This is a genomic window from Nonomuraea sp. NPDC049028 (assembly GCF_043197735.1).
Taxonomy (GTDB): domain Bacteria; phylum Actinomycetota; class Actinomycetes; order Streptosporangiales; family Streptosporangiaceae; genus Nonomuraea.
Map to the genome: position 1 here is coordinate 694,885 of NZ_JBICTR010000006.1, position 26,504 is coordinate 721,388.

The following is a 26,504-nucleotide window of genomic DNA, read 5'->3' on the forward strand; positions in this document are numbered from 1 at the left end:
CTGTGATTGACGAAGATCACGGAATTGGCTTCACTGTTGAAGAGCTAATCACGATGAAGCGGTCTCACGAAGAAACGATCGCCACACGGATTCGGGGAGATAGGGCAACGCAAACCGCTACCCCGTCAATATTCGGTGATCTTAACCCACGAGATCTTGGTGTGCAGCAAAGCTTGGTTCTCGATAGGGGAAGCCGAGGTGAGCGGGACGCTCTCACGCCATATTTCCACAGAGATCACGACACGGCGCTATGGATAGAGATGGAGAGAAATAAGGCCGAGGGTGCATCAAAGCTGATACTAGTCGCGGGATCCTCGACCACAGGTAAGACCCGTGCTCTCTTCGAGGCAACACATTCACTACTCCAGGAGTGGAATGTTCACAGACCGGATGACTCATGCACTCTTCTCGAAACGCTACAGTCTCCATTGCAAGAAAATGTGATCATCTGGCTGGATGAGGCTCAGGTCTTTTTCTCGGACGAGAGGCGTAGCGAGATCGCGACTGCGTTGATCAGAGTGCTATCTAACTCGCGAAACTTGATGGTCCTAGGAACCATATGGCGAGTGCCCTATCTAAATGAACTCATGGCCCGAGGTCGACTACCTGACATTAACGCCCAGATTCGCAGACTACTCGAATCCCGCTATACGACCATCATTGGCGTGCCATCATCATTTACCAGTAATGAGATGGACTCTATTGAGGCGCTCGCTAAATCGGATACTAGGATCTCTATGGCCCTTAAGGCCGGAAGAAGCTATGGCCAGATAATACAGCACCTCACAGGCGGACCAGAGCTGATCAGTAGAATCAACGATGGCTCATCTTTTCGCCCCCACGAGAAGGCGCTCATATACGCAGCAATAGATGCAAAACGAATTGGATACGGAAAATCACTCTCCAGGGAATTTCTTGCCAAGGCTGCTGATGGCTACATGAGCCCTCGAGAGCGCCCGGGTGAGGACGATTGGGCTGTTAGCTCACTAAGGGATCTTTCTCGCGGTTATCGAGAGGACAGCTCGCGCACTGACGTTCGCAACACATTGAGTGCCATCAACTCCCATAGAATGAGATCGGGATCCTCGAGAGAGCTCTATGTGCCGAGCGATTTCATCGTGCAACACTATCTAGGAGTGCGCAGTTCCCAGCTCGGGCCTGCAGAGCTATGGGAGGCTCTTTGCGAGCACTCGCGCGATCCCTCAGACCTGGGACAGGTGGCAGAGTTCGCCTGGATCAGAGGGCTTTACCGATACAGCGCGATGCTTCACGCGAGATCGGCCGCTCAGGGCTCGTACAATAACCCCGGTCTTCTCGGCGCGATGAAGTTCTGCGACCCCACCGACATCTCGCGCGCCGCAGACTGGGTAGTGGCACATATCGACATGTCCGATTTGCGTTCGGTCGGAAATTTCTTGGAGGAAGCGAGAGAATACAATCAAGACGACGTTATTCAGAAATTGTTGGCTCGTTTGCCTAGAACCGGTTTGACTCAGGCCAAGCTATCCGACATCGGGGCCATTATCCGCGAATTGTCCAGGCCGGAAATGTTCTCAACGCATGGCCGACAGTTCGCCGTTGATTCACTGCAACATGTACAGATCGATAGCCTGCTGCACGCGGGCGTTCTCCTCAGCTATCTCAGGGAGCCCGATCGGCTTGATCTGGCTGACCTAATAGCTTCACGTATCGCCAAAGAAGCAATCGTGGATTCCCCTGTAGGCGTTGGTGCAGTTCTAGTCGGAATGAAAAGCCTCGCCCTTTCCGCACCCTTGGAGGCATTCGTCAAAAGGCTGATTGCCGAGTCGAATATTCTAGACGTCGAAAGCGTCTATGGATTCCTTGACTGGTGCGAATACGTAGACGATCGTGATTCGGCAACGAAATTCCTCGAAAGGGGGGTTGTCGAGCTTCTTCCCATAGCCGATCCGAGAGCACTGCTGGAGATATGCAAGATCCTTCTTAGGCTTGAGAGAGAGGACGATGCTCAGCGTTTGACGGATCGCGTACATGAGGCAGTGGATGTTAGCGATCCGATCAGCGTTGCGGATGCAATTGTTTTCATGGACAGCGTGCGTACTTACGGCTTGAAGGAGCACTTGATTGATGAAGAAGTACTTGTCAACGTGCCTCTCGGAGCTACTCATGCCGCAACATATTTTCTGAGTACCCTCTCCCAGAGGGGAGATCACGCACTGCTTTCTCGAATCCAATCACGACGCCCGCTCCAGAATATCGAGCTGGGCGACGGCGCGGATGTAGCGAATCTCATGAACGTTCTACAAAATTTGAACTTCTATGCGGAAATCGAATACATCCTCGGACTCCTTCCCGAAGTATCTGCAATATATAGGACTCCGTTGGATGTGGCAATGATGCTGGAGACCTTGAGGTCTTTGGAGGCCGCCGATGCTATTCAACGACTCCTTGATCAGGCTCATGAGGCGTCTATCAAGATCGACGCCTGGGAGAAGGCGCACCAAGTCTTCCTTCTCGAGGAATTCCGCGCCTCTGGAGCAACAAAGTCCGTGGACAGATTTCTTAGAAGGTGTGCTAACGAAGGATGGTATGAGTTGGCGCTACAGGAGCAACCGGCGCTCGTTAAAACCTTTCCATATGGTCGCGAGCCGGACGAAGCGCCTTCTCCCCGATGGGGATGGGCCGATGTGTGCCCACCAGAGTAGGCCTGTAGATCGCTTCCGGTGCTCAGGCGTTGGTGTGGCGTTGGTGGTCCTACGGTTTAGGTCTGCTTCGCATCTATCTGACGAGGACACTTTGATCAGCGGGCTGGCCGCGGGACATGTGCGGGATGATCGCACTTGTCATACGAGCTCAGAGGCGCATTTCAGCGGGCGGGCCAGATAGCCGAATCATTCTGCTCTCACTCTCCTAATGCGGAGCTGTTTTGCTGCCGCGTGGCTTCCGCTCCTCGGGCCTGGGGGTCCTGCGGTGCGGGTCCGCTTGTCATCGGGCAGGATGACTGATCACGACGTCGTGCTAACACGGTTCCTAACAACGGGCCCGCACGGACGTGGATATGTGTGGACTGGCGGGCTGTGCGAGTGGCCGTCGACCAGGGCGGCGGGATGATGAGGACACCGGTGGATGGCCGTGATCAGACTACGGATCAGAAGGCGGCGTGGTGGCTGAGGCCGTGACGATCGCACACTTCGGTGCCCGCCATAGGGGCTGGGGCGATCGCCGGCAAGGCCCTCCTTCGTCGGGCCTTGCCACCGGGTGACCATGGCTGAGGTGACAGCAGCGCTGACAGCAACGTCCCCACATCCAGACGCGTCTGCGCCACCGTCTGTACCCGCCTGACCGCGGCCTCGTTCAGGCGAGCAGGGTGATTGCTCCGCCTGAAAAGCGGACGGTCGATAGTTCACCCCTGCGCTACCCCTGCCCACAGCGGATGAGTAGCAAAGACACCCGATCGATCATTATTCCGGCCTCTATCTCCAGCAGCAACGCTCTTAAACGCTCTTAGCCGTAATCCCTGCGCACCTTGAAGTGTTCGCTGAGCCCCACGTGTGTCCCAGAAAGGAAGTTGGCCACCTCCTGCATCCCACTGTGAAAGATGCGCATGTCGAAGTATACGATGCTCTCAAGCGTGGGTGCGCCCTTAGTGGTCATTGGGTAACGGGACTCTTGGGCCGTTGGGTCTGTCTCATGGAGTTGGAGAATGAGACGTTCCGCGTGGCTTATCGCCTTGTCTTCGTCGAACGCCGTTACCTGGTCGAGCAGGACGACGGTATCGCGCCAGAGTCGGTCAATCTTGTGATGTGAGGGGACATTCACCGGTGCGCGTAGCCCTCTCTGCATCAAGGTGATCAAGGACTTGAGTTGGAGCTCGACGTGGTGACGCCAGCACATCAGGAACGGAAACACCAAGCTGTCCTGATCAAGACCAGTCTCCTCGACACGTTGAAGGATGGCATCGGCGGCGAGACGGTAGCCCTCTACGTATCCGTACCATGGATCTTCGGAAGATCGATACCAGCCCGGAAAGGCTGTAGTTATAGTGTCGTCCCCGGCGCGAGAGAAAAGATCGCTTTTGGGATCGGGCGAGGATCGAGCGGTGGAGGGTCTTTCCCATTCCATAGCACGAGTGTGGACCACAAACGATCAGCGCATCAACCCATTTCGGCCGAGACGCTGTCGTCGTTCCACGCGCTAGCCAAGGTGTCGTTCAGCTTACCGGCCGCTCCAGAGCGGCGTAGGGGAAGGTGAAGCGGACGGAGGCTTGCCGCAGGGTGATGAGGGTCATGGTCGCCGCTTCGTCAGGACGAAAGAGTGCCGAGGAGACGTCTGCCCTGCCCTACGGATTAAGATTAGGGGCTTGAGTCCTCTCGGCCCTCACGCCAGCCCTTCATTGAGAGGAGCCACCTCTTCGCGGAGACGCTCGAGGTACCCGAGTAAGTTCGAGGTGATCTTGTCCAGCACAAGCGGGGCGTACGCGGCGATGTCCGGCAATGTGGAGCTGGCGCCCAGCGGCTGACCAGGCAGCTTGCCGCCGTGGTATCGGTTGAGGTAATTGACAACCTCATCTTTTTGGTCGTAGGCCTGGCACGGATCTACGTCTGCGTAGTCGTGCGCGTCGGTTAGATGCACGAACTTGTTTCCGAACCTATACACGGCATTTACCCAGTGGTTGTCACCGGTAGCGACGCTGATCATTTGTCGATCAGGGATACGGTTTCGGCCGTCCTTAAATCCGTTGCCGGTAACGCAGGATGCCAAAATACGGTCCCGCGTATCCGGACTGTGCAGCAGGTAGATGACGCGGATCATGGAGTCGAGCTCCATGCGCAGCACGCTGCCAGCAATCGCCCACCAGCCCCGCTCCAGCGCGATTTCCATGGCTTGGTGATGTTCCTGCGAACGGGCCTTGACCGTCCTGCAGAAGGTGTAGAAGTCCTCGGCTGCCGTCACAAGGGGAATGCTACGGGCGGAAGCCGTCGTCCCGCGCCGTCGTGGGCCCCGAGGGAAGAGCGATTGATCAACTGCTTTCGCGGCGGGAGGGGCCGTGGGTGCCGAACGGGAGAACGAGGGACGGAGACAGAGAGGGGTTCTATGGGGAGCTGGGCCGCCTGCGCCTGATGAACATAAGAGCCAGCCAGGCGTGGCCCCCGTCCATGAGGCGCGGTGTTCGCCGTTGTTCCGTGGGATCGCCGAAAGCAGTGAGAAGCGATGCGAGACGGTCATGGGCGTAGTCCCTGCTCAGCGGCGTGATCGGGCTGTTTCCGCAGATGGGCGTAACCCGTGTCGGAGATTACCCAGATCTACGACGGGGGACAACGCGAACGGAGCTGGGACGTGCCTGTATTGGTCGACGAACCGCGGTCGGGGCCGGATGACACCGGCCAAGTCTCAGACAGCGCTCTTCGAGAAGTACTTGTTGTCCTTATCCCCACAGCGGAGTGCCGTGAGATGTCATTGGCGTCCGGTTGGATGGGGTGCATGACTGCTCGCGATGTGGCCTCTCTGTTGCCCGACGTCCTGGCCCTCCGCGATCTCTGCCAATCTATGGCGGTGCTGGAGGCCATCCTGAGCCCGGATGACTGGGAGAGCCGCTACCACTCCTTTAGCGCGAGTTGGGGCCCGGCGGAGGAGATGGGTTCGATGCAGAACGGCTCTGGAGATGAATACTCCATCGTCTTCTCAGCAGGTGGCGCTTACATTCGCGGCTTCGATCATGAGGCGGTAATGAGCCCATACGGGAACGACGGGCCGTGGCCGGGGGTGCTCGACTCAGTTCCTGATGTCTTCCGCCACTTCGTGGAGGAGCCCGCGTTCTGCGACGAGGACGGTATGCCGGTCGTGACCGCCTGTCTGTGGCGCGAGGCCGGCGACGACGGATGGCGGGTGGGCGACATCGACTATCCGGACGGTGAAAGCGACCCTGACGGATCAGCTCACCTGTTCGCGCTGCTCACGGATCCGAAGCCAGAGGCGTTCCAACGGTTCGCTGAGGACTACTACGAAGTCCGTGTGAATCTCGATGCGGTACGGCATGTCTATGCTCTTCGCCCTCTGACGCAGGCGGTCGTCACCGCGTTGAACGCCGAGCTCACCTTGGCGGACCTTGCCGAGGACCTCGAGACAGTCCGGTATCCATCCCACCTTGGATGATCTTGCTAACCAGTACTCATGCACTCAGTGAGCATGGGCGAACACTCAAAGAAGGCGATCAAGGAAGAGATCGCGGGGGAAGGCCATGGCGCGGCCGTGGAAGGATCAGGACGATCACGAGCTGGCTATGGATGGAACGGCTGAGGTCCTGCCGCATGCTGTACAGCAGAGAAGTACAGCAACGAGGTCTCACACGATCACACGCTGCCACTCGCCAACAGCCCTCTAAGCTGGGCACCGCCGGGTTCAGGTGGTGATTGGCTCCCGTTTGCAAGCAGGAAGTCAGGAGTCCGAAGTCTCCAAGGCTTCAGTCACATAGATCTTTAGTGAGGCTGATTTCGCGGTGACGGGAAGATCACGTCCGTACGTCAGGCGTTGCAGTCCTGTTTGGGCAGGCGCAGCCAGGTATCGGGTGCGATGATCGGCCGGGCATCCATCAGACGCAGCCCTGCGCCAGCGCAGCAAAACGCTACAGGGTGGTTGCGGTAGAGGTAGGCAGCGAGGATCTTGTCGGCCACGGCGTCAGGGGCGACCATGTAGGCACTGTCCGGCTCCCAGGCTACGACCGCGCCGTCTCGGGCGATGTACCCGAAGATGCCGCCTTTGGGATTGGAGTACACGCTGTAGCAGACCGTGCCCCGTGAGACGCGCTTAACGACGCCGGGCGTGGACGGGATGTAACCCCAGGGCTGGGTGATGACGCAACCGCCGGGCACGTCCGTGATGCCGACGATCAGATCAGCGTCCGGGATGTTCCACCAGGCCTCGTAAAGAACGTCGATGTCCACGTCGTCGGCGGGTGCGGCTTCCAGGCGCGCTGTTGCCTCGGCCGCGCTGACGCCGGCCACGCAGGCCAGGCTCAGGCCGCCGTGATAGAAGTCTCCTAGCGCGGGGATCAGACGTGCGGCCTCCGCCGCTGCGGCGGCCTCCGCCTCGGATAGACCGATCTCCGGAGAGGGGGCGGGGAAGAGGTTGGGGGTGGGGCCGGCCAGACTGAGACGGCCGGGGGACCAGCCGTCCATCATGAGGCGCCACGGGTCCGCTCCAGCGGCGAGAAGGGCTCGGGCGTTGTCTACGCGGCCTTCGAAGACGGCCATCCAGAGCGCGGTACGGCCTCGATGTTCCGTGTCGACGTCGTCGACCCGCATAGCCAGCTCGGCGACCACTTCAGGCGATCCCTGCTCGGCCGCGACGTGTAGCGGCTTGTCAAAGATGCGCACGCCGGAGTTGGGATCAGCACCCGCGGCGAGCCGGTCACGGATCAGGTCGAGGTCTGACCACCCGCCATAGCCGACAACCCACCATCCGACGTCGTCGGTAGCAGCCATGACACTCCTTGGATGACACAGGGACACGTGCGTCACTGATCATGACCTACAGGGCCGACATTTTGGTCGGCACCTTGCGAGGCATCGGAGAATGAGCAGTCCAAATGGGCCCTGCCTCGGAAGGGTTCCGTGACCCAGACGTCATGATCTTGCTAACGCTGATGCTAGCAACGGCCTTGGACAATCGTGAACGCTCGTGGGCGGGCCAACCCTCACGGTGATGCGCGAGCTGGGTGATCGGAGAGTCGTGCACGGCTGTGGATGACCTCGAACTGGCTACGGATCAGAAGGCGGCACGGTGGCTTAGGCCGTGACGATCGCGGACTTCGGTGCCCGTCGTACGGGCTGGGGCGATCGCCGGCAAGGCCCGACGGAGGAGGGCCTTGTCGGCGGGTGACCATGGCTGAGGTGACAGCAGCGTCGACAGCAAAGTCCCCCACGCCGACGCATGCGCGGCACCGTCTACATGCTCCTGACCGCGGCCCTGATCACCCGAGCAGGGTGATTGCTCCCCCTGAAAAGCGGACGGTCCTATGATGCCTCCACTGCCAAGCGGACACAGGCGGGGCAGGCCCGAGCTGCCCCTGGCGAGAATGGCAACGACCATCCGCAGATCGGCAGCGGATGTGCTGGCTCACCGCAGAGGCTCCTTCCGCTGTCACCTTGTACGGCATGCTGAATGGCGCCTCGTTCAAGGCCGGATAGCCCGAGCCGGTAGCCCTCTTCGATGTTCACCGGCTCGGACCACGGTGTAAACCAGCAGGTCATCCCAGTGGATGGGCCAGCGTCGTGCTCCGCCGGGCTCGCCGTCGAGCTCCACGAGTGCCAGCGTGCCATTACGTAGGATGCCCACCACCGTGGCACGATGTCCAAGGAGCCATGATGTGAACGCTCGTGTCCTGGCTGGGCTGTGGAGCATGTCCACGATCTTGACTCGGCTGCCGATGGTGCTCCCAGCCGTCGTCATGGCGCGTTCTCTTCCAGGGTGGCGCTGGCGGCGTGTCCCAGGTCGCCGATCGCCTGGGAGAGCGGGTGGTCGGCGCGTAGATCGGCGTACCGGAAGGCGATGCGGCGGGCGGCTCGTCCAGGTTCGATGGCCGGGTGCCAGGCGTAGACGGGGCGCTTGCGTTCGGGATCCCAGCCGGTGCGCCACCAGAACCGGTGACCGTCGCACCACACCACCAGCCCCACCCAGACCGACACCAGGGCGAGGTCGTATCCCACGTGGATGTCTGCTTGTATGCCGTGCTCGGTCTGGAGGGTCTGGCGCAGGAGATCTGCGGACAGCATGGCTTGCGTTTTCTTGCCGTTCCCAGGCCCGGCGATAATCTGGTCCTGCATCGTTGACACCCCAAGCTCTCGATGCTTTGGACCCCCGTCTGCGGGTGGTGTTGCAGCACCGTTCGTCCCGCAGGCGGGGGTCTATTCAAGGGCCCCGCTTTAGGGGGACTAAAGTTGAGAGTAGAGCCCTGGCCATGCCCTCGCAATAGGGGGGCTAAAGTGCGCCGAATGTCGGTCGCTGAGGAGGCAACGCCCGGATGGACTTGAAGACGCTGAGAGAAGTCGCGCAGGTCAACGATCCCGTGGAACGAGCCCGCATGCTCAGCCGACTCATGACCGAGGAGCAGGGGTTGGTCACCGAGGCGGCCAAGATGCGGCGGCAGGCCATCGCGGAGGCACGGGAGTCCGGGATGAGCCTGGAGGAGATCGCCGGGCGGCTGGGGGTCTCCCCTGGACGCATCTCGCAGATGAGAAAGGGGCCGACCGCTCGTGCGCCGGAAGGCTCTGCCTCGCCGGCCCCTCGGGTGCTGGTGCAGCGGGCGTTGCCGACCGAGCCCGCCGTCAGGGGGTCCAAGTCCCTGTTCCTGGCGGAAGCGGAACGGCAAGGGCTCAAAGCTGATCGCCGGATGCTCTATGTCGGGCTGGAACCCGCCAGTGATCACGTTGCGGCCTGCCTGCGTGTCGAGCCCGGTACGGACATCGTGGCCCGGCGCAAGATGATGACGGCGAACGACGTGCCGGTACGCATCGCGACGAGCTACTTCCGCGCTGACCTGTTCGGCGACACCAGGATCGCCGAGCCGGAGTTCGTCAAGCCGTCGCTTCAGTCCGCGTTGACCGCGCTCGGCTACTCGTTCGGTCACGCGGAGGAGAACCTGACCGCTCGGCCGCCGACCACCTTCGAGCGTGAGACGCTGGAACTCGAGCCCGGAGAGTGGATCGTCCAGGTGCTCCGCGCGAGCTACTCCACTGAGGACACGCCCATCCACGTCTTGGAGACGATCTGCGCCGCCAACCGGCACATCTTCTCCATCGGCCAGGTCTCCGGGTACGACGAATTCTGAGTGACAATCGCGCCGGACGACCTTGGACGCTGAAGGACCGGCAAGGACTATAACCTCAGGTGGGGGCGGGTATCGGCCGTGATCTCGCCCCCTCGTGATGTGCCTGGGGGTCAAGGGGTCGCAGGTTCAAATCCTGTCGTCCCGACCAGGCGAGGTCCTCCAAGGGGACACCGGAGTCGGTGAGCAGCGAGACGAAGCTGTGGCGCATCTCGCGGGGCGTCCAGTAGTAGGCGGGCATCCCGGCGTCCTTGACGATCTTCCGGAACGCTCGTCTGACGTTGTGGGCATCGAGCGGTGTGCCAACGAGCGAGGCGAAGACAAGCCCGTGATCCTGCGGTCTTGGTGTCGCCTCCTTCCCATGCGGAGTGCCACACGGCGATCCACGGCGGAATGTCCCGGTCCGGATCGCCGACGCGATCGACCTCCTGGCCGAGTACGAGCAGGACTGTGCAGCGTGTCCACGATCTCGGCCCGGCATGGTCCGGCGGGATTGGCCCGGCGGCAGCTTCAACGGTCTATCCGGAGTGGAGGGCCATGCGGCTGAGCATGGTCATGAGAGCTCGCGTGAGCGGATGACGTTGGCGTACCAGCGGGCGCTGTCCTTCAGCGTGCGGGCCTGGGTGTCGTAGTCCACGCGGATGATCCCGAAGCGTTTCGAGTATCCGTACGCCCACTCGAAGTTGTCCATGAGCGACCACAAGAAGTAGCCGCGCACATCGACGCCTTTCTCGATGACGTCGAATACTGCCTGAAGGTGCCGCCGGACGTAGTCGATCCGATCCTCGTCGTGAATCATCCCGTTGTCGACGGTGTCCGGGAAGGCGGCGCCGTTCTCGGTGATCATGAGGGGTTGGTTCGGATATCGCTCATGAAGGTCGGTGAGGAGGTCACGGAGGCCGTCTGGATCGATGTTCCAGCCCATCTCGGTCAGCGGACCCCGCTGGTTGAGGAACTCGACGTCTTCGGCGCCGGGCCAAGGAGAAGCGGTCGAGCGGCCATGTCCGTCAGACCGCTCCCGGTCGTCCGACCCGTCCGACATCCGCACCCGGTTGGTGTTGTAGTAGTTGACGCCCAGGACGTCGATGGGCTGGTGAATGGTTTCCAGGTCCCCATCCTGGACGAAGGACCAGTCGGTGATGCCGGCCGTCGTTTCCAGGAGACGGTCGGTGTAACGACCCTCCAGCATCGGCCCCAGGAACGCGTCGTTCGACAGCGCCTCCACTTTTGAGCGCGCGGTCTCGCCACTCGGGCCGTCCGGGCGGAACACGTGCAGGTTGAGCGTGACGGAGAACTTCGCGTCGGATTTGACCTCCGAACGCATCGCCTGGATGGCCAGGCCATGCGCGCGATTGAGATGGTGCACGGCCAGCAGCGGCTCCAGCCTGCTCGTGTGTCCGGGCGCGTGCACGCCGCTGCCGTAGCCGAGGTACGCCGAGCACCAGGGTTCGTTGAGCGTGGTCCAGGTGTCGACACGGTCCCCGAGCGCGGCGCTGATGACCCGCGCATACTCGGCGAACGCGTCGGCGGTGGCTCTGCTGGTCCACCCTCCCTCATCCTCCAGGGGCTGGGGGAGGTCCCAGTGATACAACGTCGCCACCGGGCGGATGCCGCGTTCGAGAAGTCCGTCGACCAGGCGCGAATAGAAATCGACGCCCTTGTGGTTGGTCGGGCCCACGCCGGTGGGAATGACCCGCGGCCAGGCGATGGAGAACCGGTAGGCCTCGAGTCCGAGCTCGGCCATCAGGTCGAGGTCGGACTCGAGACGGTGGTAGTGATCGTCGGCGACGTCTCCGGTGTCGCCGTTGAGCGTCCGGCCGGGCGTGTGGCTGAATGTGTCCCAGATCGACGGGCCGCGCCCGTCCTCGGTGGCGGCGCCTTCGATCTGGTACGCGGCTGTCGCGGACCCGAAGACGAACTCGTGGGGAAACCTCACTGGAGCTCCTCGCGAAAGGTTTGAGTCATGGAGTCATGGCCGGGGATCGAGGTAGGCGTCATCCGCCTCGTACCGCACAGAGGCGACTTCCACCGTGCCGCTGATGGCGCGGACGCCGGCGACCCGGCCGGTGAATCCGCCGGCGACCTCGGTGGAGAGGTATCGGCCGTCGAAGCGCGCGAGCATCACGCTGTGGCCGTCACGGATCACCGACAATACGATGTCATCCGGGCCGTCGTGGGTGGCGGGCAGTGACTCGATCCGCACCGTTGGCGTCGGCCCGAGGCCGGCCGTGACCTCGCCGATGGGGGATTCGAGCGGACCGACGCGCAGGACCGCGTGCGCGGAGCCGTCGTTCACCCGCAACTCGCACCAGTGGCGGTCATCGAGTCGGAGCAGGACGCCCGCCGCGCCGTCGGCCGTCCGTAGCGCGACGTCGAAGCGCCAGCGCTCGTCGGTCACCCGGGTCATGAGGGCGCTGACGTTCCCGCTGGCGGAGGCGGCCGGGATCAACGCAATGCCGGGTTCGGCGGGTGAGACGAATTCGCCGAGAGGAGCGCCGGGGGAGACCCAGCGAGGATGGAGTGAGGGGTCGGCGAATCGATCCAGGAAGGAGCGGTCGGGGATCTCGTACACGAAGCGACCCTCGTCGAACTGCGGCCACCCGTCGATCCAGTCGATGCCGGCGAGGAATGTCTCGCGGCCGTTGACGTGGAACATCGGGGTCATCCCGCGCGGGCGGACGCCGAGATACACGGCCGCCCACCGTCCGTCGGGGGCTTCGACGAGGTCCGCGTGCCCCGTGTTCTGCACCGGATGCGTGGTGCTGCGATGCGAGAAGACGGGATTGCCGGGGGCGGGCTCAAAGGGGCCGTCGGGGTTTCGGGATCGGGCGATGGTGATGGCGTGGCCGCGTTCCGTGCCGCCTTCGGCGATCATCAGGTACCACCACCCGTCGCGGCGGTAGAGATGTGGAGCCTCGGGGAAGGCCAGTCCGGTCCCCTGCCAGACGGGCCTTGGCTCCTCCAGCGCCACCCCCTTTTCGAGATCGACTCGGGCTTGGGCGATGCCCTCCAGGCCGGGGCGTGTCGAGCAGTACGTGACGTAGCAGGTGCCATCGTCATCCCAGGCCAGGTCGGGATCGATGCCCGCCAGGCCGTCGATCACCACGGCCGGAGCCCACGGGCCGGCCGGGTCCGTCGTCGACGTCAGCAGTTGGCCGCCGCTGGTGGAGACGTTCGTCGTGATCAGCCAGAAGCGGCCCGCGTGATGGCGGAGTGTCGGAGCGTAGATTCCCTTGCTGGCGCCGGCTTCTCCCGCCTGGAACCCATCGGTGCCGGTCAGGGCGTTGCCGATCTGGGTCCAATGGGTGAGGTCGGTGCTGTGCCAGACCGGGACGCCTGGGGAGTATTCGAAGGAGGAGTTGACCAGGTAGTAGTCGGCGCCGGCGCGGCAGACGCTCGGGTCGGGGTAGAAGCCGCCGATGATGGGATGCACGCCGGCCGCCTCGCGGTGCCTGCCTTTTCGTGTTTCGAAGGTCATTTGATTCCGGTCGCCGTGATTCCTTGAATGAAGTAGCGCTGCAGGGCCACGAAGAGCAGCAGCACGGGGGTGATGACCAGCACGGAGCCGGCCAGCAGGACTCCGTAGTTGGTCGCGTTCTGCCCCACCGAGTACAGGGAGAGCGCGACGGGGAGGGTGTACATGTCCTCGGTCTGCGCGACCACGAGCGGCCACAGGAAGTTGTTCCACGATCCGAGGAAGGTGAGGATGGCGAGTGTCGCCAATGCCGGCCCGCAGAGCGGCAGGATGATGCGCGTGAAGATGCGCACCTCGCCCGCGCCGTCGATGCGGGCGGCTTCGATGAGCGCGTCGGGGATCTCACTGATGAACTGGCGCATGAGGAAGACGCCCATCGGCCCTGCGAGGAACGGAATGATCAGCGCAGGGTAGGTGCTGACCATCCCGAGTTTGCTCACCACGACGAACAGCGGGATGAACGTGACGACGCCGGGAACCATGAGCGTGACCAGCACGAGCAGGAAGAGGGCCCGCTTGCCGGCGAAGTCGAGTTTCGCGAGCGCGTAGCCGACCATGGAGCAGAACAACAGCGTTCCGAGGACCGTGAAGACGGCCACGATGACGCTGTTGAGAAAGAACGTCTGGAAATTCAGCCGGCCGAACCACGTGGCGAAGTTCTCGGACGTGAAGGTCTCGGGCCACCATGTGGGCGGCCGCCTCAGCAGTTCCGACTGGGTCTTCGCCGAACCGAGGTACATCCAGACGAACGGGATGAGCGTGGCCGCAACGGCGATGACGAGCACGATGTACACCAGGGCCCGGCCCGGGATGGTGGGCTTCCTCATGGCGCTTCCTTGGGGCGGAAGGCTCGGAACTGCACGACGCTGAGCAGCGCGATGGCGATGAAGAGCACGTAGCTCGCCGCCGACGCGGTGCCGTAGTTGCCGAAACCGAACTGGTTGTAGGTGAAATAGCTGATCGAGAGCGTGGAGTCCAGCGGGCCGCCCTTCGTCATGACGAACGGTTCCTCGAAGAACTGCAGATAGCCGACCGAGAGGAGCACGGCGCCGAGGAGCAGCGTGGGGCGGAGCATCGGAAGGGTCACCCGGACGAATCGCTGCCAGGCGGTGGCGCCGTCGACGGCGGCCGCTTCCAGCACGCTCGCGGGGATGTTCTGCAGCCCGGCAAGGAAGATGATCATGAGGGTGCCCATGTTGCGCCAGATGGCCATGAGGATCATGGCAGGCATCGACCAGAGCGGGTCATTGAGCCAGTCCGGGCCCTGGATGCCGACGGCGTCGAGCGCGGTGTTCAGCAGGCCGTCCGGTTGGAGGATGAACCGCCACACCACCGCGACCGCCACGATGCTCGTGATCACGGGGGCATAGAAACCGACGCGAAATGCCGTGCGAAATCGCGTGATCCCGTTGTTGAGCGCCACGGCGAGGGCGAGAGCCGCGACCATCGTGAGCGGGATGCCCACCGCGACGAAGTACACGGTGTTCAGCAGCGACCGCACGAACTGCTGGTTCTCGAACAGCCGGAGGTACTGGTCCAGCGCCACGAACTTGACGGCCAGCGGGCTCTCGATGTCGCTGTTCCTGAAGTCGGTGAAGGACATCAGGAACGACGAGACGAGCGGGAACACCATGAAGACGGCGAAGCTCAGGATGAACGGCAGAGCGAAGAGGTAGGCCACCACCGTCATCCGGCGACGACGCGCCCTGGTGGTGCCGTCGCCGCCGGAGCGCGACAACGCTCCGGCGCCGGCGACTCGGGTCACGGCCATGCCTATTCGCCGGTTCCCAGCGAATCGGCGGTCGACTGCAGCTGCTTGACCGCGTCCTGCGGGCTCTTGCCGCCACGGGCGATCCGCTCGATCTCCGTGTCGGCGGCCGCCGACACCTGCGTCCACGAGGTGAGGGCGGGCGCCGTCTTGACGCTCTTGAGCTGCTCACCGAACACCGACACCTTCGGGTCGCTCGTCAGCGCGGTGTCCTTCCACGCTGTCTGCCGCGAGGGAAGGTCGTTGACCGCCTTGAACCACGCGACCTGGACCTCGGGCTGCGTGAGCCACTGGATCAGCTTCCATGCCGCGTCCGGGTTCTTGGAGTTCTTGAACACGGCGAGGTTGGCGCCGGCCGCGAACGAGGTGGACGTCCCGCCCGGCGGGGCCGGGATCGGCGCCACCGCGAACTTTTCCTCGAAACCGGCGCCGCCCGCGGTCTTCAGCCCCGGGATGTCCCACGGGCCGCTGATGAACATCGGGACGGTACCGTCAACGAAGGCCGAGGCCGTGGACGCCGACTCGGAATCGGGATTCTTGTTGGCGATGCCTTCTTTGAAGAAGCTGTTGACGTATTCGAGGGACTCGACCATCTTCGGGGTGTCGAACGTCCACTTCGTCTGGTCGGAGTTCATGACGTCGGCTCCGTTCGACCAGGCGAACGGCAGACTGTTCAAGAAACCGTTCCATCCGCCGGACGGAAGCACGACGCCGTATTTCGCGCCGGCCTTGTCCTGGTACGCCGTGGCGAGCGCCTTGAATCCCGCCCAGTCTTTGGGGAAGCTGTCGAACCCCGCCTTCTTCATCAGGTCGGTACGGTAGTAGATCACTCGAGTTTCGACGTACCACGGCACACCCAGCTGCGCGCCGCCGATGTTCGTCGTCTGCCGCGAAACCGGGAAAATGTCGCTCGTGTCGATCTCGGCGGGCGTCGGACGGAGCGCCGAGGCGAATGTCGGCATCCAGTCGGTCCCCAGCATGCCGATGTCTGGAGTCGTTCCGCCGGCGATCGCCGTCTGATATTTGTTCTGCGCCGAGTCCCACGGGATCGGGGTCACCTTGACCTCGATGCCGGGGTTCTTCTCTTTGAAGGGCTTGAGGAAATCGGCGAGCGCTTCACCCTCTGTGCCCTGCGCCCAGATAGTGACGGTGCCAGTGGCCGGGCCATTCGTCAGGCGACTTGCCGGCACGTCGTTCTGTGGGCGGTCGTTCGAACGCCCACAACCGCTGAGCATGAGTGCAAGCGTCGCGGTGACGGCCGTGGCCGTCGCCATATTCCGTCGGATCATCATCGTTCCCCTTCGTGCATGGGGGGTTGCGGGGTGCGCGAACGGTGCTCCACTGCGAGCACAGGTCGTGCCGGATCGACTCCGTTCCGGCATCTAAGCGCATAACATGGGGTGGCGCAACCATGCTCACTGCTGAACTCTTCGCACGGTGATGCGCGCGCCGCACGCCCGACGCGGATCGCCGTTCTTGATCCATGCGGCGATAAGTCCTGGTAGAAGGGATGGATCTCAAGATCGACGCGGTCTGCTCGCCATCCCGGGCGCGCGGCTTCCGTACGGCGGCCGCGTTTCCCAGGGGCGGCTCTCCTCGTGCGGGACATGATCGTGATGAGCGTCCCGGCTGACCGTGTCCACCGCGCGGTCGCGTGCCAAGGCTGAGCCTTTCCGGTCACCGGGCGACAATCGAAGGGAGCGCCTTGGAGCGCCGTCGAACCGGTACTGTACGAGTGCTCTTGATGGGTTCCTGACGTGAATTGGGGCGGACGTGACGAGGCGACCGACGGTATACGATGTCGCGCAACTTGCCGGAGTGTCGATCGCAACGGTTTCCTTTGCGTTCACCAAGCCGGAGCGGGTGAAGGCGGACACTTTGCAAGCGGTTCTGCGCGCTGCCGACTCCATCGGCTATGTGCCCAGTGCGAATGCCCGTGGACTTGCCAAAGGAAAGACCGGAGCGCTGGGCCTGTATGCGTTCGACTATCTACTCGAGCCGGCCGCGGATTTCCCGGATTCCGCTCCGCTTGATTCGACTCGCGTTCCTGACGGACGGCTTTTCCCGTTGTATTCGGACGAGGTCCAGCGGGGTGTCCAGTTGGAGTGCCGGCGGCACGGTTACGCGCTGATGCTCGGTTCCGGCCATAATCCTGGACATTTGCCGAGCGTGATCGATGTCGCGGGGCGCGTGGACGGCCTCATAGCGTTCGCCGGTGCCGCATCGGGCGCTCTTTTGGAACAGATCTCAGCCCGTATACCCGTCGTCGAACTCGGCGGGGAAATCCGGCGAGAGGGGATGCACACCGTCTTCGTCGACAACCGCGCCGCCATGGCCCGTCTTACCGAGCACTTGCTGATCGATCACGGTTATCGCGACTTCGCGTACCTCGGCGAGTTGGGCACCCCGGAGTTCGTGGCGCGCTATGAAGGCTTCTCCGAAGTCCTGCGGCAGGCGCGCATCGCCCCTCCGCCCCCGGTGAGAAGCCATCCCGGCGACGATCAGTCGACGATCGACGCCGTCCGCGGCCTTCTCGATCGGCCTTCCTTTCCGCAGGCTCTCGTGTGCGCGACCGATCAGGAGGCCATCGTCGCGATCGACGCGCTTCGGGGACAGGGCATGGACGTGCCGGCCCAGGTGGCGGTGACCGGCTTCGACGGAATACTGGCGGGACGGCTGATCACCCCACACTTGACGACGGTGCGACAGCCAATGGAGGACGTCGGGCGGGTCGCGGTGCGGATCCTCCTCGAAGCCCTCGAGGGTAACGAAGACGCGAGCCGTCATGAAACTCTCGCGTGTGTGGTGTGGCGTGGCGAAACCTGCGGTTGCTCCAACGACTGACAGAAACCTGCTGCCGGCTGTTGCGAGATCGAGCGACACGACCTCGAGCCAATGGCGATTCACCCCCGACGTAGAGACCAGTTCAAGCCGCATAAGGGTCCGGTTGTTTATGGGAATGGGATGGTCTGGAAGTCCTGTCGCGCCAGGGTTTACCGTTCGGCAAGGGATACTCGCAGCTACCCAGGGCTACGAACCCTGCATCCGACATCGCTGAGGTCAGCGTCTCGGGGTCGATGTCCGATGACACCGAGGCGAGGGCGTCGAACGACGATCAGACGAGGTGGTCCCCAATCGCGCGGTGGCGAGCGCGTCCGGTTCCTGCGCGTTGCAGCTCAAGCGGGTTCATAGGGCGGGTGCTCCTCGGTGGGCGGGGACAGCCGGGTCACGTCCTCGTCGGCGCGGGCCAGAATCTTTGGTCTTCGAGGTCCTTCAGCGCGCCGTTCGCCGCGGCGATGGTGAGCGGGGTGTCACTCGCGGCCGGGCGCAGGCCGGCGAACAGGTCGTCTTCGGGAACGGTGCCGTCGACGTGGGACCGAGCGAGGTAATAGTCCTCGACGGGCCATACCTCCCGCTCCACATCACGATCGTGGAGCATGAACCCGGTAGTGGGGTCGATCTGCGTGGCGTGGGCGAGCAATGCCCGGTCCCGGACCTCGAAGTACTCCGCGCAGGCAATGCGGGTAGTGATCTCCAGGGCGGGGGCGTCGTCCGGGAGCTCTGCCAGCACGGCCTCCATTCCCGAGTCGATCCCGCGCGCTGTCAGGGCATCGTGCATGGCTTGGAACCAGGCTCGCGACAGGGTGCCCAGATAGTAGAGCTTGAGGGGCTGCCAGTGTTCGCCGTTTCCCGGATGACGAGTGGCGTCGAAGGCCGCCACGGTCACCTGGTGCGTCTTGATGTGGTCGGGGTGTGGGTATCCGCCGGTCTCGTCGTAGGTCACGATCACGTGCGGGCGGAATTCGCGGATCAACGCCACCAGGCGCCCGGCCGCCTCCTCCAGCGGCTGGACCGCGAAGCAGTCGTCCGGCAGCGGCTCGCCGGCCGTGGGCAGGCCCGAATCGATGAAGCCCAGGAAGTGCTGCCGGACGCCCAGGATCTCCCTGGCCGCCGCCATCTCGGCCCGCCGGATCTCGGTGAGGTTCTCCCGTACGCCGGGCCGGTCCATCGCGGGGTTCAGCACGTCGCCGCGCTCCCCGCCCGTACAGGTGACCACCAGGACGTCCACCCCCTCCGCGGCGTACTTGGCGAGTGTCGCCGCGCCCTTGCTCGACTCGTCGTCAGGGTGGGCGTGCACGCTCATCAGGCGGAGGGGCTCTCCTGGGGTGATCCGCGGACTCATCGCTGCCTTTCTTCGGTCCACTCCGCCAGGCGGCGGAGGAACGTGGTCGTGGTGGGGAGGGGTACGCCCGGCAACATCGCCAGGTGGAAGACATGGGGCATGCCCTCGTAGACATCGAGGGTGACCTCCGTTCCCGCTGCCGAGGCCGCTGCCGCGAAGCGCCGGGCATCGTCGAGCAGCACCTCCGCGGAACCGGCTATCAGCAGAAGGGCCGGCAGACCACGAAGATCGCCGTACAGGGGGGACTGAGGCGCCAGATCCGGTCGCGCTCCTGCCAGGTATTGGGTGGTGACGCCCTTCAGTACCGCCCGATTGATCATGTCTCGTTCGTCGTTGATGTCCAGCGACGGGCTGGACAGGGTCAGATCGGTCAAGGGGGACACCGCGATCACCCCGGCCGGCATTGGGGCCGCGATCTCCTTGAGTGCCAGCAGCGCCGACAGGGCGAGGGTGCCACCTGCCGACTCACCGAACAGGACGATCCGGGACTCCGGTACGCCCTGATCGAGCAGCCTGCAGTAGACGGCTGTCACGTCGTCGAGCGCCGCCGGGTAGGGGTGGGCAGGGGCGAGCCGGTAGTCCACCGCGAAGACCGGCCGAGCTGTCGCCTTGGACAGGTGGCAGGCCATGAGTCGTTCCATCCGGGGTTCGGTGTGCGCGAAGCCGCCGCCGTGGATGTACAGCGTGATACCGGCCTCCGCCGCCGAACGCCCAGAGGTGTTGACCCACTGCCCGGCGGCCCCCTCCATGCGCGGAAGCGCCACCGTGAAATCGGCGTCCGCGGGCGGCTCCGGCGTCCCTGCTGCCGGCGCACGCATCTGCGCCATGACCGCTGCGGTCTCGTCGGGACCGGCGGGGATGTTCAAGGGTTCTCTCCCGTATCACTTGGGTGAGACATAAATTTAGGATGGACATAAAAATGTGTCAAGCATCGATTTATGATCGGCCTATGAGAGGATGTGGTGTCATGGCCACGGGACTTCGCGAGCTCAAGAAGCAGCAGACGAGGCAGGCGATCTCCAACGCCGCGACGAGACTGTTCATCGAGCGCGGCTTCGAGGCGGTGACCATCACCGAGATCGCGGCCGCCGCCCAGGTGGCCAAGATGACCGTCACCAACTACTTCCCCCGCAAGGAAGACCTCGCCCTCGACTATCACGAGACGTTCGCCGCCAGTCTGGCCCGCACCGTCGCCGACCGGTCGGCGGGCGAATCCGCGCTGGCCGCCCTGCGTCGCGAGTTCCTGGCCGGGGTGGAGCGGCACGACGCCGTCATCGGCTTCTCCAGTCAGGGCTTCGCCCGCATGATCAGCGACAGCCCCACCCTTACCGCCCGGCTGCGCGACCTGCACGACCAGCGCGAAGAGGCTCTCGCCCAAGTCCTTGCCACCGATACCGCGTCCGCCCCCGGCGACCTCACGGCCCGCGCGGCGGCCGCCCTGCTCGGTGCCGCCCACCGCACCCTGTTCGAGCACATCATGGATCTCACGAGACAGGGGCAGAGCAACCGCCAGATCGCCGCCACCGTGACCCGCTCGGCCCACCAGGTCTTCGGCCTGCTGGAAGTCTCCCTGGCCGACTATGCGACGCGGTGACAGCACGATCAGAGGCGATCTGTGGGAGCACCACGTCTACCTGCCGACCTTCTCGTACGGAGGTGCTGGGTCTTGTGGGAGTCGATGCCCGTGAGCTGGGCTCTGTCAGGGACGGACTGCTCCGAGCAGGCGGTTGCGCCAGTAGTCGTCGAGATCGACCACCTTGACGACGTCGCCCGTCTGAGGTGCGTGGACCATCTTCCCGTCGCCCGCGTACATGCCCATGTGCCCCAGCCCTTTGCTGAAGAGCAAGTCGCCGGGCTGCAACGCGTCGAGGGGGACGTGGCGGTTGGCGCCCCAGCTCCATTGGGTGTACGTGGTGCGCGGGATCTCGACTCCCGCGCTACGCCAGGCGGCCTGGGTGAGGCTGGAGCAGTCGTAGGAGCCCGGCCCTACCGCGCCGTACTGGTAGGGCTTGCCGATCTGGGCGAAGGCGAACTGGAGCGCCAGGCGGGCGTTGCCGGAGGCCGGTCCGGTGTACGGGATGCCTGTGCTGTTGGGGTCGCCGGTCTTGAAGGCGCCCAGTCGGCGCAGCAGCTTGGTCTGCTCCTTGACGAGCTTTTCCACCTTCTCCTTCTCGCCGCGTACCTTGTCGCGCGCCGCGTCGGCATCAGCCAGGACGCGTTTTGCCGCGGCGCGGCTGTCGCGCAGGTCCTTGGTGGTCGCCTCGAAGGCGAGGACCTTCGCGGCCCTGTCCTGCGCGATCTGGTCCAGAGAGGCCATGCTGCTCAGAGTCGTTTCCGGGCTGTTCTGGAAGGCGAATCGTTGCCAGGTCAACGGGCCGGTCTGGTAGTCGCCGACGGCCGCCGTGACGAGGTCTCTGCGCAGTGTGGCGACTCGATCATCCTTGCGGCCGATTTCGGTGTTGAGGGCGTCGTACTTCTTCTTGGCCGACTTGTACGCCTCCGTGGCCTGGTTGTGCCGCTCGACCAGGTCGTCCGCCTGCTCGTTCAGCTTCACCAGCTTGGCCCTGGCCTTGGCGGGCGACGGAGGCGCGGCGGCGGCACCGCCGGGGTTGGAGAGCAATACGGCCGAGGCCAGTGCCGCCGCCATAGCTGTCTGCCCAAGCCTTGTCGGCACGGCCACTACGATGCCTCCTCGTAAACTCCAAACCTGGGGCGCAATCGTACAGAAGGTGGAGGGTCGGTTGGCCTGTTCGCAGTGATTGCTCTCGCTGGCGGAACATACTATCTGGCCTAGCGGATGTCATCTCATAAGAGATAAGCGTGCTGTTCAGGGACAAGAAGACGCCCGGCTCCCAGAGCATGGGAGCCGGGCGCGGTGTTGGGTGTCACTCTCCTTTGTTCGCGGTAGGTCACCGGCGGGTGGTGGCGGGCTCGGCGTGTACGGCCGTACGGGTGCGCAGTGTCAGTGCGGCGAGCAGGGTGCCCGCGGCGGCGATGCCGGCGGCGCCGATGAAGGCGGAGGAGAAGCCGTTGGTCAGGGCGGGCAGGTTGCCGAGTTGTCCGGCGCCGTTGGCGGCGGCGACGGCGGTCATGGCGGCCAGGCCGAGCGCGGAGCCGACCTGGTAGCTGGTGTTGACGATGCCGGAGGCGAGGCCGCCTTCCTCTGGGCGGGCGGAGGAGATGGCGGTGCCGAGTGAGGGGATGAAGGCCAGGGACATGCCGAGGGCGGCGACGAGGCTGGCGGGCAGGACGTCTCCGGCGAAGGTACCGTTCGGGCTGATCAGGGACAGCCAGCCCATGCCGGCGGTGAGCATGGCCAGGCCGGTGATGGTCGTGGCCTTGGGGCCGAACCGGTTGATGATCCGCGGTGCGAGCACGATCATGCCGATCATGATGAGTACGGTCATCGGGAGCAGGGCGGCGCCGCTGGGGAAGGCACTGTAGCCGAGGACCTGCTGCAGATAGAGGTTGAGGAAGAACCACATCGGGATCCACGCTCCGCCGAGCAGCAGTTGGGTGAGGTTGGCGGCGGCGAGGTTCGGGGTGCGGAAGATCGACAGCCGCATGAGCGGTTCGCGACGGCGGGCCTGGATGACGACGAACGCGGCCAGCAGAGCCACCGCACCGGCCAGCACGAGCCAGGTCTGCGCGGAACCCCAGCCGATCTCGGGCGCCCGGACGATGGCGTAGACCGCGGCGCCGAGACCGGCGGTGACAGTGAGCGCGCCGGTCACGTCGATGGAGCCGCGCTGGGCCTGGGCGGCGGGCATCAGTGGGCCGGTGGCCAGCAGTGCGACGATCGCGATGGGGATGTTGATGTAGAAGACCCAGGGCCAGCTCAGGTATTCGGTGATGAGGCCGCCGAGGAACACTCCCGCGGTGCCGCCCGCCGGGGCCGCGGCGCCGTACAGGGCCAGGGCCTTGGTGAGCTCCTTGGGGTCTCGGCCGAAGAGCATCATGAGCAGGGTGAGCGCGGAGGGGGCGATCAATGCCGCGCCGATTCCCTGGACGGCGCGGCCGGTCAGCTCGACCCACACCTCGGGGGCGATGCCGGCGACCAGGGAGCCGGCGAGCAGGATCAGCCAGCCGGCGGCGAAGAGCCGGCGGGCGCCGAACAGGTCGGACAGTCGGCCGCCGAGCAGGAGCAGCCCGCCGAAGGCGACGACGTAGGCGTTGAAGACCCAGGACAGGCTCTCCTGGGAGAAGCCGAGGCTTTCCTGGATGCGGGGAAGGGCCACGCCGATGATCGACGTGTCCATGATGACGATGAACTGGGCCATGGCGATCAGGGCCAAGGCGGTCCAGCGCCTGGGGGATGGTGCGGACATGGTGCACTCTCCAGACATTCTCTACCGGGGTGGGGTATGTCGCCAGCAGATTTATACCCCCTGGGGGTATGTGTCAAGTGTGGTGCCGTAGCCGCATCGCCGTGGTGGCGGCGTGAAGAGCGGTGCGCTGTCGGCTCGAACGGGAGTACAAGGCATGGGCCTTCCGCTGTCCGGAAGCGCAGTACTATGAGTGATAGTTGCAGCGAGCCGACGCGTGAGCGCACGCTCGGGTCTCAAGTGCTGAGCAGCGTGCGGGGGAGGAGCGGCGCATGGGCGAATCGGCCCGCTGGTCGTCCCTTCCCTGCCTGCGATGGCTGTTGCCGGTGATGCTTGTCCTGGGCGTCTGGGGCATGCACACGCTCGGGCATCTGGCCGCGCATCACGGTGCGGCCTCCTCGCCCCTCAGCTCGTACGCTCCGGCGCACACGGAGACTTCCGAGAAGGCGATGCCGGAGGGCGGGACCGAGCTCGTCGGTATGCTCAGCGGGCCCTTGCTGGGCTCCGGGAGCTCGGTCTGGCTGGATCCGACCGATGTGTGCCTGGCCGTGCTGCCCTTGATCGCCGCGCTGCTGATCGCCGCGATCTGGGCCAGCATGCGGCCGTGGCCAGGAGCGATGGCCGCCGGGAGGCCATGGGTGGGCGGAGTGGCCAGGTCGCCGCCACGCCGCTTGGCCCCTACCCTGGCCGGGCTCTCAGTGATGCGTACATAGGCCGATCCATCTGCGGACGATCCTCAGGGTCGTCCGGGAGGTGTCAGCCATGCACGTCAATCTTCAGAGAGGCCACCATGTTCATGAATATCGGGAAATTCTCCGCCGTCGTCGCCACCTCGGGTGCCGCGCTGATCCTGCTGACCGCGTGCGGCGGTACGGACAGTGCCTCGATGGACGGGAAGGACATGTCCACCATGTCCAGCGCTCCGGCCGCCACGTCGGCGAGCGCTCAGGCGAGTGCTCAGGCGACTTCTCAGGCGGCGGCGACGTTCAACGACGCGGACGTGATGTTCGCGCAGATGATGATCCCGCACCACCAGCAGGCGGTGGAGATGGCCGAGTTGGCCGAGACGCGGGCCTCCGACAAGGAGGTCAAGGAGCTGGCGGCGAAGATCAAGGCGGCTCAGGATCCGGAGATCCAGACCATGAAGGGCTGGCTCACCGGCTGGGGCAAGCCGCTGCCGTCCGGCGGCATGGACCAGGGGATGGGGCATGACATGCCCGGGATGATGTCCGCGGCGGACATGAAGAAGCTGGAAGACGCCAAGGGGACCGCGTTCGACAAGGGGTTCGCCGAGCTGATGATCGCCCACCACAACGGCGCGATCGACATGGCACGCACCGAGCAGTCCCAGGGTTCCAACCCTGAGGCGAAGGAGCTGGCCAAGGCCATCGAGAACGCCCAGCAGACCGAAGTCGAACAGATGAAGAAGATCCTCGACCGGCTCTAGCGGCGAGTGCCGGCTGCCCGGTCGCCGGGCAGTCGGCCAGGCTTGTCGCCGGGGTGAAACGCCCTGGTGAGAGCCCTTCTGGGCAGGGTAGGAGCCCTCCTCACAGGTTGATGTCCTGCGATCGGGGGGTTCAGCAGTGATGATCACCAAACCAGCCGGCGTTTCCTTGGTGACGGGAGCGCTACTGCTCGCTGCCTGCGGCAGCATGACGGCGGGCCGGAGTACGTCCGCCCTTCCCAACATCGTGCCGGCGGTCGCGACGCCGACGACGAGCGCACAGCCGGGAGCCGCATTCAACGACGCGGACGTGATGTTCGCGCAGATGATGATCCCGCACCACCAGCAGGCGGTGGAGATGGCCGAGTTGGCCGAGACGCGGGCCTCCGACAAGGAGGTCAAGGAGCTGGCGGCGAAGATCAAGGCGGCTCAGGATCCGGAGATCCAGACCATGAAGGGCTGGCTCACCGGCTGGGGCAAGCCGCTGCCGTCCGGCGGCATGGACCAGGGGATGGGGCATGACATGCCCGGGATGATGTCCGCGGCGGACATGAAGAAGCTGGAAGACGCCAAGGGCTCGGCCTTCGACAAGGCATTCCTCCAGATGATGATCGCTCACCACAAGGGTGCGATCACCATGGCCCGCACCGAGCGGGAGCGCGGGAAGAATCAGGAGGCGAAGCAACTCGCCGACACGATCGAGACCGGGCAGCAGGCCGAAGTGGAACAGATGCAGAAGATCCTCGCTCGGCTCCAGTAGCGCGACGGGCCACTGGGTTGCAGCAGGGTGAGGAGCGTGAGACTCCGATAGTGCGACGGGGGCTTCGTCGGGGGAGGAGCGCGTCCGTCAGGCGTGGGTTTTGTCGGGGAGGGGCGCGTCCGTCACGCGTGGGCGTCAGCGGGTGAGGAGGGCGTCCGCCACGCGGCGTATGCGCTCGCGCAGGTCCGGCGCGTCCGGGCCGCGCGTCAGCAGGAGTTGATGCGCCGCCCCGACCAGGGCGAGCGCGATCGAGGCGGTGTCGGCGCCGGCGGGGATGCGGCCGAGTCGTTGCTCGGCCTCCAGGTAGTCGGCGATCACGCGCTCGTTCGCATCCAGCTCCAGCGCGCCCTCGCCGTGCGTGCCCAGCTTGCTCACTATGGACGGCCTGGCCAAGGCGAGCCCGCCCAGCGCGAGCAGGTTGCCGGCGAGCAGCGGCTCGATGGTCGCCATCACGTTGTCCACCACGGTCCCCGATCCGGCGTGGGCGGCCAGTTCTCGGAGGCGTACGTTCGCCGCCTGCGCCCGGTCGACGAAGAGCGCGGCCAGGAAGCTGTCCAGGTCGCCGAAGTGGTTGTGGAGCAGCCCGGCGGCGACCCCGGCCTCCAGGGTGATCGCCCGGCTGGTCATCCCGGAGGGTCCCTCGCGCAGCAGGACCTGCTCGGCGGCGTCGAAGAGCTGCTGCCGTACTTCGGGGATGGTGACGCCGCGCGGTGACATGGCTCCGGAGTTTACCGGCCTTGCCAGAAT

General features: G+C 64.4%; 23 protein-coding genes. 8 read left to right on the forward strand and 15 right to left on the reverse strand.

The features are described from left to right. The first annotated feature begins 2 nt into the window (after nucleotides 1-2). On the forward strand, nucleotides 3-2,684 hold the full coding sequence (locus tag ACGFJ2_RS26550; RefSeq protein ID WP_393472753.1) for a hypothetical protein: 2,682 nt from the start codon (nucleotides 3-5) through the stop codon (nucleotides 2,682-2,684). A gap of 799 nt (nucleotides 2,685-3,483) precedes the next feature. Here the strand turns inward: ACGFJ2_RS26550 and ACGFJ2_RS26555 are convergent. Together ACGFJ2_RS26555 and ACGFJ2_RS26560 are read right to left on the reverse strand one after the other, a co-directional pair. Beyond that, entirely contained in the window at nucleotides 3,484-4,101 is a 618-nt protein-coding gene (locus tag ACGFJ2_RS26555) for a hypothetical protein (protein WP_393472500.1), read from the reverse strand. 255 nt (nucleotides 4,102-4,356) lie between these two features. Next, nucleotides 4,357-4,932 (reverse strand): hypothetical protein, encoded by a 576-nt coding sequence (locus ACGFJ2_RS26560; RefSeq protein ID WP_393472503.1) that lies wholly within the window; start codon nucleotides 4,930-4,932, stop codon nucleotides 4,357-4,359. Nucleotides 4,933-5,460: 528 nt separating this feature from the next. Between ACGFJ2_RS26560 and ACGFJ2_RS26565 the strand changes: the two genes are divergently transcribed. Beyond that, nucleotides 5,461-6,132 carry a hypothetical protein gene (locus ACGFJ2_RS26565; protein ID WP_393472506.1) on the forward strand — a complete coding sequence of 224 codons (672 nt, stop codon included), beginning with the start codon at nucleotides 5,461-5,463 and terminating at the stop codon, nucleotides 6,130-6,132. A 368-nt stretch (nucleotides 6,133-6,500) separates the two neighbouring features. Here ACGFJ2_RS26565 and ACGFJ2_RS26570 read toward each other — a convergent pair whose 3' ends face one another. Next, complete coding sequence (locus ACGFJ2_RS26570; protein ID WP_393472509.1) at nucleotides 6,501-7,460, reverse strand: ankyrin repeat domain-containing protein; 960 nt, start codon at nucleotides 7,458-7,460, stop codon at nucleotides 6,501-6,503. Between the two features lie 963 nt (nucleotides 7,461-8,423). Further along, nucleotides 8,424-8,801, reverse strand: coding sequence for a hypothetical protein (locus ACGFJ2_RS26575; RefSeq protein WP_393472512.1), 378 nt, complete (start codon nucleotides 8,799-8,801; stop codon nucleotides 8,424-8,426). A gap of 197 nt (nucleotides 8,802-8,998) precedes the next feature. Here ACGFJ2_RS26575 and ACGFJ2_RS26580 point away from each other — a divergent pair, with 197 nt between their 5' ends. Then, entirely contained in the window at nucleotides 8,999-9,805 is an 807-nt protein-coding gene (locus tag ACGFJ2_RS26580; RefSeq protein WP_393472515.1) for a UTRA domain-containing protein, read from the forward strand. Between the two features lie 55 nt (nucleotides 9,806-9,860). On the opposite strand, the gene ACGFJ2_RS26585 is transcribed toward ACGFJ2_RS26580, so the two are convergent. From ACGFJ2_RS26585 to ACGFJ2_RS26610, 6 genes are all read right to left on the reverse strand, one after another. Next, entirely contained in the window at nucleotides 9,861-10,283 is a 423-nt protein-coding gene (locus ACGFJ2_RS26585) for a tyrosine-type recombinase/integrase (protein WP_357945849.1), read from the reverse strand. A gap of 72 nt (nucleotides 10,284-10,355) precedes the next feature. Beyond that, nucleotides 10,356-11,738: a GH1 family beta-glucosidase gene (locus ACGFJ2_RS26590; RefSeq protein ID WP_393472519.1), complete on the reverse strand. Its 1,383-nt coding sequence runs from the start codon at nucleotides 11,736-11,738 to the stop codon at nucleotides 10,356-10,358. A gap of 33 nt (nucleotides 11,739-11,771) precedes the next feature. Next, nucleotides 11,772-13,235: a family 43 glycosylhydrolase gene (locus ACGFJ2_RS26595; protein WP_393472522.1), complete on the reverse strand. Its 1,464-nt coding sequence runs from the start codon at nucleotides 13,233-13,235 to the stop codon at nucleotides 11,772-11,774. 41 nt (nucleotides 13,236-13,276) lie between these two features. Further along, a complete protein-coding gene (locus ACGFJ2_RS26600; protein WP_357945856.1) occupies nucleotides 13,277-14,104 on the reverse strand; it encodes a carbohydrate ABC transporter permease in 828 nt (275 codons plus the stop codon). After that, the gene (locus ACGFJ2_RS26605) at nucleotides 14,101-15,042 is read right to left on the reverse strand and encodes a carbohydrate ABC transporter permease (RefSeq protein WP_393472526.1); all 942 of its coding nucleotides are present in this window, start codon (nucleotides 15,040-15,042) and stop codon (nucleotides 14,101-14,103) included. The genes ACGFJ2_RS26600 and ACGFJ2_RS26605 overlap by 4 nt, the downstream gene beginning before the upstream one ends. A gap of 8 nt (nucleotides 15,043-15,050) precedes the next feature. Continuing rightward, entirely contained in the window at nucleotides 15,051-16,319 is a 1,269-nt protein-coding gene (locus ACGFJ2_RS26610) for a sugar ABC transporter substrate-binding protein (RefSeq protein ID WP_393472529.1), read from the reverse strand. Nucleotides 16,320-16,818: 499 nt separating this feature from the next. Between ACGFJ2_RS26610 and ACGFJ2_RS26615 the strand changes: the two genes are divergently transcribed. After that, complete coding sequence (locus ACGFJ2_RS26615; RefSeq protein WP_393472532.1) at nucleotides 16,819-17,889, forward strand: LacI family DNA-binding transcriptional regulator; 1,071 nt, start codon at nucleotides 16,819-16,821, stop codon at nucleotides 17,887-17,889. Between the two features lie 382 nt (nucleotides 17,890-18,271). Here ACGFJ2_RS26615 and mca read toward each other — a convergent pair whose 3' ends face one another. Continuing rightward, nucleotides 18,272-19,228 (reverse strand): mycothiol conjugate amidase Mca, encoded by a 957-nt coding sequence (mca, locus tag ACGFJ2_RS26620; RefSeq protein ID WP_393472535.1) that lies wholly within the window; start codon nucleotides 19,226-19,228, stop codon nucleotides 18,272-18,274. After that, nucleotides 19,225-20,094 carry an alpha/beta fold hydrolase gene (locus ACGFJ2_RS26625; protein ID WP_393472538.1) on the reverse strand — a complete coding sequence of 290 codons (870 nt, stop codon included), beginning with the start codon at nucleotides 20,092-20,094 and terminating at the stop codon, nucleotides 19,225-19,227. The genes mca and ACGFJ2_RS26625 overlap by 4 nt, the downstream gene beginning before the upstream one ends. 101 nt (nucleotides 20,095-20,195) lie before the next feature. Here ACGFJ2_RS26625 and ACGFJ2_RS26630 point away from each other — a divergent pair, with 101 nt between their 5' ends. Further along, a complete protein-coding gene (locus tag ACGFJ2_RS26630) occupies nucleotides 20,196-20,822 on the forward strand; it encodes a TetR/AcrR family transcriptional regulator (protein ID WP_393472540.1) in 627 nt (208 codons plus the stop codon). Between the two features lie 105 nt (nucleotides 20,823-20,927). On the opposite strand, the gene ACGFJ2_RS26635 is transcribed toward ACGFJ2_RS26630, so the two are convergent. Both ACGFJ2_RS26635 and ACGFJ2_RS26640 read right to left on the reverse strand, forming a co-directional pair. Next, the gene (locus tag ACGFJ2_RS26635; protein ID WP_393472542.1) at nucleotides 20,928-21,902 is read right to left on the reverse strand and encodes a C40 family peptidase; all 975 of its coding nucleotides are present in this window, start codon (nucleotides 21,900-21,902) and stop codon (nucleotides 20,928-20,930) included. 235 nt (nucleotides 21,903-22,137) lie between these two features. Then, nucleotides 22,138-23,556, reverse strand: a complete 1,419-nt coding sequence (locus tag ACGFJ2_RS26640; RefSeq protein WP_393472544.1) for an MFS transporter — start codon at nucleotides 23,554-23,556, stop codon at nucleotides 22,138-22,140. A gap of 269 nt (nucleotides 23,557-23,825) precedes the next feature. Between ACGFJ2_RS26640 and ACGFJ2_RS26645 the strand changes: the two genes are divergently transcribed. The 3 genes from ACGFJ2_RS26645 to ACGFJ2_RS26655 all read left to right on the forward strand — a co-directional run bounded on the left by ACGFJ2_RS26645 (nucleotide 23,826) and on the right by ACGFJ2_RS26655 (nucleotide 25,757). Continuing rightward, nucleotides 23,826-24,266, forward strand: coding sequence for a hypothetical protein (locus ACGFJ2_RS26645; RefSeq protein WP_393472546.1), 441 nt, complete (start codon nucleotides 23,826-23,828; stop codon nucleotides 24,264-24,266). Between the two features lie 83 nt (nucleotides 24,267-24,349). Next, entirely contained in the window at nucleotides 24,350-25,000 is a 651-nt protein-coding gene (locus tag ACGFJ2_RS26650) for a DUF305 domain-containing protein (RefSeq protein WP_393472548.1), read from the forward strand. A 139-nt stretch (nucleotides 25,001-25,139) separates the two neighbouring features. Continuing rightward, on the forward strand, nucleotides 25,140-25,757 hold the full coding sequence (locus ACGFJ2_RS26655; protein ID WP_393472550.1) for a DUF305 domain-containing protein: 618 nt from the start codon (nucleotides 25,140-25,142) through the stop codon (nucleotides 25,755-25,757). A gap of 135 nt (nucleotides 25,758-25,892) precedes the next feature. On the opposite strand, the gene ACGFJ2_RS26660 is transcribed toward ACGFJ2_RS26655, so the two are convergent. Beyond that, nucleotides 25,893-26,474 (reverse strand): TetR family transcriptional regulator, encoded by a 582-nt coding sequence (locus tag ACGFJ2_RS26660; protein WP_357945886.1) that lies wholly within the window; start codon nucleotides 26,472-26,474, stop codon nucleotides 25,893-25,895. Nucleotides 26,475-26,504 lie beyond the last annotated feature (30 nt).